Origin of the sequence: Nitrospira sp. T9 (assembly GCF_052156535.1) — a bacterium.
GTDB lineage: Bacteria > Nitrospirota > Nitrospiria > Nitrospirales > UBA8639 > Nitrospira_E.
In genome coordinates this window covers 294,475-307,798 of sequence record NZ_JBQKUP010000044.1, presented here as the reverse complement: position 1 = coordinate 307,798, position 13,324 = coordinate 294,475, and the positions used below count along the sequence as shown (strand labels likewise).

11 protein-coding genes are annotated in these 13,324 nt (G+C 51.9%); 6 read left to right on the top strand and 5 right to left on the bottom strand.

What is annotated here, in order from left to right; all coding sequences use genetic code 11:
• The first annotated feature begins 1 nt into the window (after position 1).
• Entirely contained in the window at positions 2-1,225 is a 1,224-nt protein-coding gene (gene alr, locus ACTRXD_RS22395; protein WP_442433986.1) for an alanine racemase, read from the top strand.
• A 54-nt stretch (positions 1,226-1,279) separates the two neighbouring features.
• Here the strand turns inward: alr and ACTRXD_RS22390 are convergent, their stop codons facing one another.
• The 5 genes from ACTRXD_RS22390 to ACTRXD_RS22370 form a co-directional block, all read right to left on the bottom strand.
• On the bottom strand, positions 1,280-1,591 hold the full coding sequence (locus ACTRXD_RS22390) for an MTH1187 family thiamine-binding protein (RefSeq protein ID WP_312747142.1): 312 nt from the start codon (positions 1,589-1,591) through the stop codon (positions 1,280-1,282).
• Positions 1,591-2,247, bottom strand: a complete 657-nt coding sequence (locus ACTRXD_RS22385; protein WP_442433985.1) for a precorrin-2 dehydrogenase/sirohydrochlorin ferrochelatase family protein — start codon at positions 2,245-2,247, stop codon at positions 1,591-1,593. Before ACTRXD_RS22385 ends, ACTRXD_RS22390 begins: the two co-directional genes overlap by 1 nt.
• A gap of 213 nt (positions 2,248-2,460) precedes the next feature.
• Positions 2,461-3,360, bottom strand: coding sequence for a methylenetetrahydrofolate reductase [NAD(P)H] (gene metF, locus ACTRXD_RS22380; protein ID WP_442433984.1), 900 nt, complete (start codon positions 3,358-3,360; stop codon positions 2,461-2,463).
• A 32-nt stretch (positions 3,361-3,392) separates the two neighbouring features.
• Positions 3,393-4,481, bottom strand: a complete 1,089-nt coding sequence (locus tag ACTRXD_RS22375; RefSeq protein WP_442433983.1) for a hypothetical protein — start codon at positions 4,479-4,481, stop codon at positions 3,393-3,395.
• Between the two features lie 429 nt (positions 4,482-4,910).
• Positions 4,911-5,729, bottom strand: a complete 819-nt coding sequence (locus tag ACTRXD_RS22370; RefSeq protein ID WP_442433982.1) for an ABC transporter ATP-binding protein — start codon at positions 5,727-5,729, stop codon at positions 4,911-4,913.
• 384 nt (positions 5,730-6,113) lie between these two features.
• Between ACTRXD_RS22370 and ACTRXD_RS22365 the strand changes: the two genes are divergently transcribed.
• From ACTRXD_RS22365 to ACTRXD_RS22345, 5 genes are all read left to right on the top strand, one after another.
• Positions 6,114-6,347, top strand: coding sequence for a YtxH domain-containing protein (locus ACTRXD_RS22365; protein ID WP_442433981.1), 234 nt, complete (start codon positions 6,114-6,116; stop codon positions 6,345-6,347).
• A 689-nt stretch (positions 6,348-7,036) separates the two neighbouring features.
• On the top strand, positions 7,037-8,155 hold the full coding sequence (locus ACTRXD_RS22360) for a glutamate-cysteine ligase family protein (protein ID WP_442433980.1): 1,119 nt from the start codon (positions 7,037-7,039) through the stop codon (positions 8,153-8,155).
• Positions 8,148-8,894, top strand: a complete 747-nt coding sequence (locus ACTRXD_RS22355) for a gamma-glutamyl-gamma-aminobutyrate hydrolase family protein (RefSeq protein ID WP_442433979.1) — start codon at positions 8,148-8,150, stop codon at positions 8,892-8,894. Before ACTRXD_RS22360 ends, ACTRXD_RS22355 begins: the two co-directional genes overlap by 8 nt.
• A gap of 360 nt (positions 8,895-9,254) precedes the next feature.
• Entirely contained in the window at positions 9,255-10,880 is a 1,626-nt protein-coding gene (locus tag ACTRXD_RS22350) for a sensor histidine kinase (protein WP_442433978.1), read from the top strand.
• Positions 10,873-12,231, top strand: coding sequence for a sigma-54-dependent transcriptional regulator (locus ACTRXD_RS22345; RefSeq protein WP_442433977.1), 1,359 nt, complete (start codon positions 10,873-10,875; stop codon positions 12,229-12,231). The genes ACTRXD_RS22350 and ACTRXD_RS22345 overlap by 8 nt, the downstream gene beginning before the upstream one ends.
• Positions 12,232-13,324: the final 1,093 nt, after the last annotated feature.

Genomic DNA, 13,324 nt, shown 5'->3' with positions numbered 1-13,324 from the left:
TGTGATACCGATCAGGCCACCTTCACCCTCCGACCTCCGACACGTCTCATCCCCGATTACCGTTACTATCAGTCTTGATGCGTTAACCAGGAATTTCCAACAAATCCGGCAATGGATCGATCCGTCTACAAAAATTCTGGCCGTCATTAAAGCTGATGCGTATGGCCATGGAGCGATTCCTGTGGCTCAGACTCTGGAACACCTGGGAATTTTTGGATTTGGTGTGGCATCCGTTATGGAAGGGATAACCCTTCGAGAACACCACATTCACTGCCCCATCCTGGTCATGGGGCCCATCCTCCCTCAGCATCTAAACGAAATTATTCGCCATCAGCTTACTCCCGTGATTTCTCGTGCAGAAATCGTTCAACAACTTATCGAACTCCTTTTTCCTCGCGCCACCCCATTTCCCATTCATCTCAAAGTCGACACCGGATTACACCGACTCGGCTTCGAGGAAGATGAAGCCCTCTCCCTTCTTAGCAAGCTATCGACCTCGACCCCCCTCATTGAAATAGAGGGCCTCTTAAGCCATTTTGCTGATGCCGACAATCAGGATCACACCTTAACCAATCTTCAAATCCAAAAATTTTTGGCCTTTTTCGACCAAGCAAAGCAATTGGGAGTTCAATCACCCATACTACATATGGCCAATAGCGCAGGAATCCTGTTTCATCCAACCGCCCACTTGGGAATGGTCAGACCTGGATTAATGTTGTATGGATACGCACCACGGCAGGAAAGTTCGCCCCAATCCCTCACTCTTGAACCGGTGATGCAAGCCACCACATACGTGGCCCATCTCCGGTCTCTCCAGCCTGGTGAAATTGTGGGATATAACGCCCTATTCCGAACTCGGAGGCCATCTCAAATCGCGGTCCTGCCGGTGGGGTATACCCATGGATTTCCCAGACACCTCACAGGAGTCGGACATGTCCTCCTCAAAGGAGAACAGGCCCCCATCATTGGAAAAATTTGCATGGATATGATGATGGTGGATGTCACAGACATTCCCCATCCAACGGTTGGAGACGAGGTCGTGTTACTTGGAAAACAGGGAACACGGGAAATAACAGCTAAAGATCATGCCGGATGGTTGAACACGATTCCTTATGAAGTGTTGTGCGGAATCGGAGGAAAAGCGAACCGGATTTATCTTCCCCCTACACTCGACTCCTCTCCTTTCCACACCTCAACCCAGTCAGCCAAAAAAATATTGGAATAACACACCGGTGCCTTCACAACACGACCACCCTGGCTCGTTCAAACCGCTTCAGGATCATGCCGTTTTCAGCTTACGCTTCAAACGTTTCTCCACGCTGGCCACCTTGCCGGCCAACCGGCCTTTGTGGCCACGCCGGTAATCAACCTTAATGACACAAGAAATCCGCGGACAATCCTTTTTCATCCTGGTATAGCATTGCTTTACGACACGAAACACATCATCCCACTCCCCTTCCAACACCGTTCCCATGGGATTGAGGCGGTACTCCACCCCGCTTTTATCAATCAGGTCCAGTGACCGGGACACATATTTTCCGACACTTTCACCCTTACCAAGAGGTGACATGCTAAATTCCAACAGCACCATTACCCACCTTCCTTTCCAACGGGTTCCACCTGCTCCTCACCGGACAACTTCCAACTATTGGGATACTGCAATTCCCCGGACAATTGAAAGCCATTGACCGCTTCCGCCAAACGCTCCCGACGCCGCAGATCGCTCACTTCCGTGCTCTTTAGCTCTTCGCGCAGGGCCCCTAGCCAATCCAGAAACTGGTCGAATTCTTCATCAAACAGCAATTCAAGATTGTGACGAAGCACCTTGGCCAGAGCCGGAGCGGTCCCACTCGTACTAATCGCTATTCGAAGATTCCCGCGTTTGACCAGCGCAGGCATCATGATCGTGGAGTATTCAGGCAAATCCATCGACCACACCAGGAAGCGTTCGGTTTTCGCCAGCTCAAACAAGGACTTGGCCAAGTCCAAATCATCCTTCAACACATTCATAATCAGCACAACCCCTTGAGCATCGCCAGATCGAAATGTCCGTCCCCGGTGGATAATTTTTCCTGAAGCGGTCAATTTCCGCAAATCACCATGAAGGGTGGGATTGACCACGGTAATTTTCGCTCCGGCATCCAACAAGCGATGCACCTTCTCCACGGCTTCCTCATCACCACCAATCACCATACACTGGCGGCCATCCAAATCAACTGTTACTTGAAACCCTGCATTCTTCGTCATGAGTATCCTCCTTTAGAACCCAGAACATCTTACCCAACATCCACCACAAGGGGAAAGAGTAAAATCCCCAATCCCCTGGCCCACCCAATTACATAGCGCACCCCCACCACAAAACACAGGAAGAGGGAAACAGGTGACCAAGCCACGAGAGCCGAGAAGCCGAACGCCCATCATTGATGAATGGAGGAAAATACAGGATTACTGAGGCAGGACTTATTCAACCGGTTGCTGCAAACTTTCCGAACTTTGAATACCGAGAGACTCATAGATTTTCAAGGTCGCTTTTGATTTATTCAAAGTATAAAAATGAATTCCTTTCACTTTATGATCCACAAGATCCACCACCTGTTCGGTCGCCCAATGAATGCCAACCCCTTCCGCATACGTATCATTCTCAGCTCGATCCATAGCACGTAAGAGTTTGGCAGGAATACGGGCGCCAAGCGCCAACTCAGACATGCGAGCCATGCCCTTTCGGGAAACTATCGGCATAATGCCGGCAATAATGGGCACTTTAATGCCCACAACTTCGCAACGTTCACAAAAATCGTAAAAGTCCCGATTATCAAAAAATAATTGGGTGCAGATATAATCAGCTCCCGCATCGACTTTTCGCTTCAAATTATCCATTTCCTGTAAACGGTTGGGTGTACCGGGATGTCCCTCGGGAAATCCTGCCACGCCCACGCCCATTTCAGGAAACTGCTGCTTAATAAACCGCACAAGGTCAGACGCAAACTGAAAGCCGTCTTCGGGAATCTGGACATCCGTGCTTCCCTTGGGAGGATCTCCCCTCAAAGCCATAATGTTATGAATACCGCTCTCCTGATATTTCGAGAGTATATGATGAATTTCGTCACGCCTGGACCCCACGCAGGTTAAATGCGACACAATGGTCAAATCGGTTTCCCGTTGGAGCTTTACCACCAAATCATGCGTGCGTTCACGGGTAGATCCGCCGGCACCATAGGTCACGCTGACATAGGCAGGTTTTAACGGCATGAGGGCCGAAATCGCTTCAAACAGTTCTTGAAACCCCCGCTCCGTTTTTGGAGGGAAAAACTCAAAACTAATCGCAGGATTATACGTCCGCAACACTTCTGAAATATGCATGTCCATACCTTAAATTGCTCACCAAGATTTGTCTAGTCTCCAGCGCGGTTCGTCCCTGTTTGAAAAACAGCAATGGGCCATACGCACCAACGAACGAGGATCGCGCCAACAAGACCTGTCAGAACCAGAACGGTCAGAAGATGAAACAGGGTCAGATTTCCAATCGCAATGGGAATCCCCTGTGCCTGCAGGGTGCCCAGAAACATCACATACCGGATCATCCCCATCAGCACCAACGTGATCACCGTACAAATAAGCCCTCCCCAAACAAGCCCTTTGACCTGGGGAACCATAAATGACGCATTCAACAAGACCATGGCCAGTAACGCAGTCGTTACGCCCACAAAGAAGAACACAGAGGGCAAACCCGCTCCATCAATCAGTCCTCCCCTCGGCACCTCACCTAAGACAAGAAACAACCAGGGTCCGATAAGCACTTGCGGAACCAGCCCCGTTAACATCCATCCCACACCATAACGAACCCACTCATCGGAAGGAAGGAAGCGGGGTAGAACGGTTGAGGCGGATTTATTCGACGCACCGGACCATCCGAGCAGACCAAGCAACGTCACCACCAACCCCCCTGCCGCCAAGCTGGCAAAAAGGAGGTGCAGGCTTTTCGGAATGACACGAGTCCAATCCACGGTCGATAATCCAAGGAGAAACCACCCACCGCCCACATACCCCTCATGAGCCATCGCATCCCATCGCCCAACCCATACGACACCTGCTACCCCAAATAGCATACCTGCACAGACCAGCCAGACAAGGCCTGAATGTCCTCCAGGATATTTCTGCGGCTGGCTTTTCCAAAGACAGATTCCCCCCAACACAAAACCCAGTATTTCTTCATAGCTCCACGGTCCCCCGGCAATATGAGATTCGGGCAGCGGAAAACCAAGGGTGGCGGGCACAAGAAGACCGACAATCCCGGACAACACCAATAAACCGAGCGTTAATCGAAAAACCAGTGGGCGGAGAAGGTCGCGCAGACCTTTATGTGGGGGATCGCTCTGCCAGCAACATAGCAGGTCTGTTATCAGCAGCAGAAAGGTCAACCCTAACGGCAACACCATTCGCCACACATCCAAGACCGTAAAGAGGAGAAACCCGTCAACCATATCCGCTCTCTTTCCTTAACACATGATTAAAAAAAATGGAAAACTTCGTGCCCAGGCCATCCCGGATAAACAAGGATCCTCTAGCAGGCTGTTGAAAAATTCAAAATTCTTCTGAGTGCTTATCGAGATCCAAAACTTTACGATCTTCCATGAGCGAAGCAGGATGTTCAAAAAGGCCTGTCCTGTCCTGGGGCTTCCGGAAGGAAAGGCCGCAGCCGCTTGGACGGGCGGAGCGTACAGAGAAGTACGTGAGCACGGCCAAGGGGCGACCTGCCTGTGCGAAGCCGCTCCGGCGAAGGCAGGGAACGCCGCTGGTGGACCCTTCAGCCAGACTCAGGGCATGCTTTTCCAACACCCTGCTAGGGAATAGAACACGTCCCGGAGGGCAAAGTCATCCCCAACCCATTAAACGGTCTTCATGACCCGATCTTATCCGGGTAAGGCCGGAACTAACTGAAACCATCCCTGGTCATGAAGAAGGTGAACCGGGGTCTCAAAAAGGGCAGACAGGCTATGATCATTCAGAACATCCCCCTTAGGACCATCTTTCATGATCCGGCCCTGCTTCAACAACACGACCCGCTCAATCTCCGGAGGAATTTCATGGACATGGTGGGTCACTAGAATTACCGTGCCTCCCTTGCGGATGAAATTTCGAATGATCTGAAGGTATTGAAAACAAGCCTGCACATCCAGCCCGGTGGTTGGCTCATCCAACACAAGGATTTGAGGCTCGTGAACCAAAGCCCGACCCAACAAAGCTCGGCGTTGTTCTCCTGTGGACATCTCCCCGAAAGGGCGATCCCGAAGATGGGAAATCCCGAGCATGCTCAACATCTCAAAACTTCTGGTGCGGTGTCTAAGACTAATGGCTTGATGTTCATACACATCGAAACTAGAGAAAAACCCCGAAAGAATAATATCCAGCCCGGTTGTATGACAGGGATAGGCCTGTTGCATGTCCACCGATATTAACCCGATCTGTGCGCGTAGGTCCCACACATTCCAGTGCTCCTTCCCCATCAGCCGGACATATTGATCCGGCCCGACGACCGGATACAGTTCCCTCGATAGCAGCTTCATAAATGTCGATTTCCCTGACCCATTGGGACCCAGGATGACGGTCGAACACCCCTGGCCAATCACCAGAGACAGATCATGGAGGACAGGCTGAGTGCCTCGGTACACCGTCGCACGGTGAATCTTAATGAAAGCGGATATGTCTGCACTCAACATGTCATCTGACATCCACAACCTCTCCTTCCCCATGAAACATTAACCGCGCCAACAGACCATATCCAACACATGACGTCTTCCCGGAATCTGTAGAGTCCATAGACCTCAGGCGAGGGCCGTGCATGTCCCGGAAAATTCTCTTACCCCAAAACCCAGCACCTCTATCCTTTACCAAAACAAACCGTCTCACACAAAGACAAATTGTTCCATCTTGAATACAGACCCGAACTGGAAATTCACATAATGCTCAAAATCTGGCCATCGTTTATAATCAATAGACACAACCACCACTGGCACATCAGTTGCTTCTGAAAAGGTTAAGAGAGAGAAAGCAAACCGAACGGGACGGCCAACATTCACCATTTTCAGCAGATGTATAAAAATAGGGAGGTCGCAATGAAAAGGATGTCTTCAGGATGCGCAATCGGGACGATGGCCTTTGTGTCCGGAATCACATTGGGAATCGCAGCAGGGCTGTTGTGGGCCCCACAGTCCGGGAAACGAACCAGGGAAGACTTACAGGATCTTGCCTCCGATACCTTGGATCAAGCGGAAGACTGGCTAGATAATACCAAAGAAACAGTTGACGATTTTGTCAAAAGAGGAAAAGCGGCTGTCATGGGCGCTTAATTCCCGCGTTTTTTGTAGGCGAGTGGTCAGATAATGTTCACGGTATAGTTAACCATGAACAAAGCGAACACGCCGTGGGAGACGATGTCATTTTGAGCAATCTTGTCATCCAGAGCTGTTCGAAAAGCCTGCCCTGAGCGCAGTCGAATGGGCACAATCCGAGTTCAATCGAAGACCCTCAGTCTCAGTTGTGCCTTTTCATTCTTGTCGCAGATCCTTCCCACGGGCTCAGGACGACAAATTGGGAGAGGGCCTCGCCGATGTAGGTGTGTGCCACCTGCCTGATTAAGGTTATCCTGGTTGTACACATACTCCCAGACCTATCTCAAACCCTGTTGCCTTGGACCCCAGGAACAATCCCAAACAATCGAGGAACAATATTTTCCTTCTAGACTCTTCCTGACCAGAGGGATACAATTAGCTCCTGTGTCTGTCCCATTGACCTTCCAATATTCCGGTATCTATTTGAACGTGTTTCCACCTTACACGTTATTCCCGAAATTTTAAGCGGGATACTCTGCAGTGGTCTGCTGTACATTCACCAAGTTCAACCCTTTCCCATTCGCAGGAAAATCTCCTTCTCTGATGGATGGTTCTGCCAAGGGAATGTGGCACGAATCTGATTAGACACACACAAAACCAGTCCCGTTCTTGAACCACCACAACAGATAAGGACATATGATCTTGCCATGGCAGGCCTAATACACCCTCCGTTTCATCAGCGAATCGTCATTGGCGTCGAAATTGAGGCCTACAGTATCAATGTCACCGATCACAAGATCGGCAGACGCCTGTCAAAACCACGGCCTGGTCTTTCTGAATCCGGCGAACGATTTACCCGGGATGCCTCCATCGGCAGTGAATATAATAGCCGGCCATTCACGACTATCCGGGAAAGCTTGTTTTTACTTAAGGCCGGTTTGCGAAAATATCTGCGAGGTCTGTATCGCAGTCGAGAAGACGAACAGGACTATCGTGTGCCGTTATTTGTGGGAGGCTGGACGAACCGGTTTGCCGGCACCCACCTCCACATCTCTGTCGCCAATCGGAAACTCACCAAACAAGAGGCCACCTCACTCAGCTGGCATCTCCATGACCAGCTTCCGTTGCTCATCGCGACCGGAGCCAATTCTCCCATATGGGACAAAAAAGTTACGGGCAAAGCCTCCAACCGGTTTCTTCGTGGAAATGCCACCTACTTCACCCCCACAAAACGAGGGGATCTCACATCGGTCGATACCAGGGAACTGGTCTATAGCAAAGGCCGGAAAACCAAACCGCCCACTCTGGAAATACGGGTCTTCGATTCCAACATTCCGGAATTTGTCGTGGCTAATTTATGCCTGGTGAAAGCGGTCTGCCTGCGATGGCTGCGGGGAGAAGCCGCGGCCAATCGGATGAGCCATGCCGATTACCTCCTCGCCCGGACAGAAGCCGCCACGAAAGGCATGAAAACCAGACTTCCCTGGAAACGCGAATGGATCCCGGCCCCGGACTATTTAGACCAGTTCTTATGGGAACACCGGGAGGAATTCGACGCCATGGATATTCCTGAAGAAATTTATGAGGTCCTGCGCCTGCTCAAACGCCGATATAACGGAGCCCGTCTCATTCATGATGCGGTGGCTCTGGCCATTCGTGAGCACCCGCAAACCTGGCAACGCCGTTTCGCCAAACGCTATCGCTCAGGATTGGGGCATTTGCTCAGTGGCAATACCTTGCAGGATTTTGCCACAGAACTCGAAGTGCCCTTTCCCAGCACCGAACGGGTGTGGCTGGGCCGGAAACGAGCCTCCATCGATGAGTAAACGCTATCCCGCCCCGTTAATCGGGATCACCTGTGAAGCCGTGTCTAAACGGAAGGACTTCGCCAACTACGACTTGTTATGTGATCACCGCTATGCGGCCGCCGTCACCGAAGCGGGTGGACATCCCGTGTTGCTCCCGATTAACCATAGGGAAACCCTTCGCAACCGCTACCTGGAAGGCATCGACGGGTTGGTCATTGTCGGAGGAGATGATCTGGATCCAACCTGGTATGGAGAACGCCCAAAAAAACGCACAAAAGTTGCGTTTCAAAACCGGTCCAAATTTGAAGCCTGGTTATATAAGGCCGGGAAAACCCGTCGGTTACCCATTTTAGGAATCTGCTATGGCATGCAGCTGATCAATGTCCTGGAAGGCGGAACCCTTCATCAACATATTCATCCACCCAAGAAGGGCTACAATGTGGATCATGAAGGAAAGAAAAACGGGCTGCATCCGGTCAAAGTCATTCAGGGCACTCGATTGGCTAAAATCCTCGGAAAGGGTCGCAAGGTGGTGGCCACAGAACATCACCAGGGCATCCGGACACTCGCTCCCGATTTCATTCCTGCCGCCATCGCCAGCGACGGACTCATTGAGGCGATGGAACATCCCAAATACCCTCATATTTTTACCATTCAGTGGCATCCGGAACGACAACTCCGCAGCCAAACCACACAACGGCTCTTGCGGGCCTTCGTCCGATCCTGCCAACACTACCAGCGAACAAGAAACCCGTAATCGTCCCTCAACTCGTCTTATTGTCCAACCCAAAAAATCGTAAACAATACGGGCAAGGAATCAGAAAATGAGACGGGAAAGAGTGTCAGGCTGTGTCATGTGACAATCTAAAAGGCACTCATACTGCATGAGCCATTGACAAAATGAACCGGCAAGCCCGCACCAAATGGTCATTCTGAGCCGGAGGCGAGGAAGCAGTGCCTAGGTCGATTAGTCCCACGCCTCAGCGAGATCCTTCGTTTCTCTCAGGATGACAAGGACGTTGTAGGATAGAACCATGCGACACACGTCTTCACCACACCCAATCAGCCCTATGGCATTGGGTATTCAGACGATTCTTGGCGGTATGATAAAGGTCGGTTGAAATTTCAAACAATGATGTCCTGGCACCATCCCTGGAAGCTCCAAGCCAAAGCTTCCCTCATCATCATCCTCATTGTGGGCGGGGCCATTCTGGTCACCGAACTCTTGCATCAATATTATGTGGCGGAATTGGCCAAAGATGTCATTCACTCCAAATCTCTTGTCCTTCTGCGGCAAATCGGCGCGCGCTTTCAATCAGAACAGCATTTTCACAATGCGATATTGCGGGAGAAATATTTAAAAGATTTGATGAGCCGGAACCCGGACCTCATCTTCCTCCGTGTGTATGGGAAAGGCGCCAAACCCGATGAACCGCCCATCCTGCTGACGCAAGTGGGAGACACCAAGGACGCTTCAAGTGAAATCCCGTTGATGGTCACCCACACCTTCCAATTCGAAGAACCCCAAGGCCGCTTTCACAATCAACCCGGTGACGATCGGCTCAAACTCTCCACGCCTCTGGCCATACAGGGAAAAACCACCGGGGTCATCTACGCCGAATACTGGACGGGACAACTCACCACCATCACGCGATTTTTTCTCAATTGGTCGCTCATCATCAGCCTGATCATGGGATTCGGCATCGTGGTGGCGTTAAACTTCTTTCTCTACCGGCATGTGATCCGTCCACTTGGGCGTCTAAAAACCGGGCTGGCTGAGGTCGAAAAGGGCCAATGGGCCACCCTGGTCCCGATCGAAAAAACAGACGAAATAGGCGAATTAGCCCGCCAGTTCAATTCCATGGCACAACAGATCCAAGAGGTCATGAGGGAAAATGCAACATTGAATCAGGCATTAGCCCAGGCCCGGGATGCCCTACAGACCAGAGTGGAGGATGCGACGGCAGAGCTACGCCAACGGAATGAAGAACTGGCCGCCGTCAACGAGCGACTCTCCATTGCGCAACGTGACATTCTCCGGCAACAACGGTTGGCGGTCTTGGGCCAACTGGTCGCCACCATCGCCCACAAGATCGGGACACCCTTAACGGCCATCTTCGGACACCTGCAACTGCTCCAGGAAGATCCGCATCTTCCCCAGGAAGTCCTGGAGCGGGTGCGAACCATGCTCAAACAAACCGATCGCCTCACCCACAGCATCCAGGACTTACTCACCTTTACGCGAACACCCACCATTTCCGTCGAACAGGTCTCGGTTCCGACCCTGATCGACCAGTCGTTGCTATTATTCCGCCCACTGCTTCAAGAGCACGGCATTCAAGGCCTGACCCACTTTTCACCCGATCTGTGGTCTGTCCAGGGAGATGCCTTTCATCTTCAGGAGGCCATCAACAACCTCATCGATAACGCGATCGATGCCATGCCGGACGGAGGACAATTGACCATTCAGGCCCGAAACGCCGAAGATACTGCTCAAGCGGGACCGGAGGTCGTCATTGATATTCACGATTCAGGACCAGGGATTCCACGGGAACACATAGAAAAAATCTTTGACCCCTTCTTTACCACCAAAAGCTTGGGGTCAGGAACAGGCCTAGGGTTGGCCATCACCACCGAAATTATTCAATTGCATAAGGGCCACATCACCGTGCACAGCGAGGAGGGCCATGGCACCCGTTTTCTCATTCGGCTGCCGGCCTGGAGGAATTCCGATCATGCATAAAGCCACCATCCTCATCGTCGATGATGAACCGGACACACTGATCCTGCTTCGGGAAATCATGGAAAAAGAAGGCTATCAGGTCTACACCGCCACAAGTAGTCAAGCCGCCTTAGCCACCTTCGTCGATCAAACGCCGGATGTGGTGTTATCGGACATTCAAATGCCACACATGGACGGGCTGGCCCTCCTGGCTGAAACACGGAAACGCAGTCCCCTCACCCAGGTCATTCTCCTCACCGCTTATGGATCGTTGTCGACCGCGGTGGAAGGGATCAAAGCCGGGGCCTTCGATTACCTCTCCAAGCCGTTCGCATTGGAAGAAATTCGTTCCGTCGTCCGACGGGCCTGTGACCATAAACACACCCTGGAGCAGGCTCGCGTATCGATTCAGCCACTTCTGCCAAAGGGAAACGGCATCAACCAGATACAAGGCAACAGTCCGCCGATGGTGGCCGTGTACAAACTCATCGCACGCGTCGCACCGACGGAATCCACCGTCCTCATCCATGGTGAAACGGGAACAGGAAAGGAACTCATTGCCAGGGCCATGCATGCCAACAGTCTCCGAAGCGAGGGGCCGTTTATCGCCGTGGATTGCGGTACCCTCACAGAAAATCTGCTGGAAAGTGAATTATTCGGTCACGAGCGCGGGGCCTTCACGGGAGCCATCACCCTCAAAAAAGGACTCCTGGAATCGGCCAATCGAGGCACCTGTTTTCTGGATGAAATCGGCGATATCTCCCCGAACCTGCAGAGCAAACTTCTCCGGGTCCTACAAGAGCATGAAATTCGCCGTGTGGGCGGCATGGAATCGATCAAAGTCGATGTCCGCATCATTGCCGCCACCAACAAACACCTCAAAAAACTAGTGGAATCCGGAAAGTTCCGGGAAGACCTGTACTATCGGCTCAACGTGGTCACGCTGCATCTGCCCTCGCTGAAAGAACGGGTCGAAGACATCCCCACACTCATCGACTACTTTCTCACCAAATATACCCAACTCAACAACAAGGTCATCACCGGAGTGCACCCGCAGGCGTTAGCCCTGCTCACCAACTATTCGTGGCCGGGAAATGTGCGTGAACTCGAACATACCATTGAACGAGCCGTGGTCATGACCCCGCATTCCCTCATCATGTCTCACGACCTCCCGTTAGCGCTCGTCGCGCCTCCCGCGCTACCCGACCAATCGCCATCCCACCCAGACTGGAAAACACTCGGACAGCTCGAACGGGAACACATACTCAAAGTCCTCGATGCGCAACAAGGCGACGAAAACCGCACATCGGAACTCCTGGGCATCCACAGGAAAACCCTCCAACGCAAACTCAAAGAATACGGCCTCCGCTAACCTCAATCCGCCCTCCCCGTCATCTCCATCAGCCCTCGCCCATCCCTCTCTCCCTGTGGTTATCCTGATCCATTCGACTACGCTCAGGACAAGGCCCAACGAAGGATCTCGCAAAGCCATAGGCCTCTCCTCAACCCGGCCACAGACGCTTCATCCTAATTTCTCCGTCATCCTGGCCATCCCTCCTCGCCCATCCCTCCCCCCCTGTGGTCATCCTGAGAGAAACGAAGGATCTAGCAAAGCGATAAGCCTCTCCTCAACCCGGCCACAGACGCTTCATCCGGACTTCCTCCCCCTCCGGCTTGCCCGTGTTCAGTATCTGGAATCATAGAGAAAGGATAGCTTCCGCTTTTTCCTGGAAGGTCCTGAACGGTTCGTCTTCTGTAATCCGACGCCTACCGGCTGGCCCCAGGGAGGGACGCTCTTATCCTTTGCGGACCTTGTTTGAGCAAAGCGAGTTGGTCCGCTCTTCAAAAGGTTGGCGTCCCTCCCCTCCAATGAAGCCAGACGGGGCGTCATTGGTTTTGGCCACTTTTGCCGAAACAAAAGTGGCTCGGCTGCCGGGCCGACCCCGGCACCCACCGACATTGAAATCTCAAGGCCACCTCGTGAGGGAAAAGAGAGCCATCATAAAATCATCGGAACTTCAAAGGAATTTCTCCCAATTCCAGTTATTAGAATCTAGAACAATCGCCCACGAAATTTCGCGGAAAATTTGTGAATTCAAACTCTGTCTTTAATTCGGAAAGGAAACCTATTCAAATTTCTTTCTCCCAATTTCATCAGGGATAATTCCTCTTCGTTCCGTTAATACCGTTGCGAGTATTCGGCTATCCATCTTCCTATGAATCATTCCTTCTCCCCTGCATTGTCATCCTGAGCTCCGACGAAGGATCTGAGCCCAGCCCAACTCCGCACATCAACACGCGACGCCCCTCCGTCATTTTCGCCAGTAGTTATGGGGCATCCATCTTACTCCCCGCATGGTCATCCTGAGAGAAACGAAGGATCTGTGCCCAGCCTAACCCCGCACATCGACACGCGACGCCCATCCGTCATCTGGCCATACTAAATTAGGCATTCCAACTTCAAA

Excerpts from the sequence above, each read along its gene's own strand:
- ACTRXD_RS22390 (WP_312747142.1), bottom strand. The coding sequence starts at position 1,591 with ATGGTGCTGTTGGAATTTAGCATGTCACCTCTTGGTAAGGGTGAAAGT.
- ACTRXD_RS22385 (WP_442433985.1), bottom strand. The coding sequence starts at position 2,247 with ATGACGAAGAATGCAGGGTTTCAAGTAACAGTTGATTTGGATGGCCGC.
- metF (WP_442433984.1), bottom strand. The coding sequence starts at position 3,360 with ATGCATATTTCAGAAGTGTTGCGGACGTATAATCCTGCGATTAGTTTT.
- ACTRXD_RS22375 (WP_442433983.1), bottom strand. The coding sequence starts at position 4,481 with ATGGTTGACGGGTTTCTCCTCTTTACGGTCTTGGATGTGTGGCGAATG.
- ACTRXD_RS22370 (WP_442433982.1), bottom strand. The coding sequence starts at position 5,729 with ATGTCAGATGACATGTTGAGTGCAGACATATCCGCTTTCATTAAGATT.
- ACTRXD_RS22365 (WP_442433981.1), top strand. The coding sequence starts at position 6,114 with ATGAAAAGGATGTCTTCAGGATGCGCAATCGGGACGATGGCCTTTGTG.
- ACTRXD_RS22360 (WP_442433980.1), top strand. The coding sequence starts at position 7,037 with ATGGCAGGCCTAATACACCCTCCGTTTCATCAGCGAATCGTCATTGGC.
- ACTRXD_RS22355 (WP_442433979.1), top strand. The coding sequence starts at position 8,148 with ATGAGTAAACGCTATCCCGCCCCGTTAATCGGGATCACCTGTGAAGCC.
- ACTRXD_RS22345 (WP_442433977.1), top strand. The coding sequence starts at position 10,873 with ATGCATAAAGCCACCATCCTCATCGTCGATGATGAACCGGACACACTG.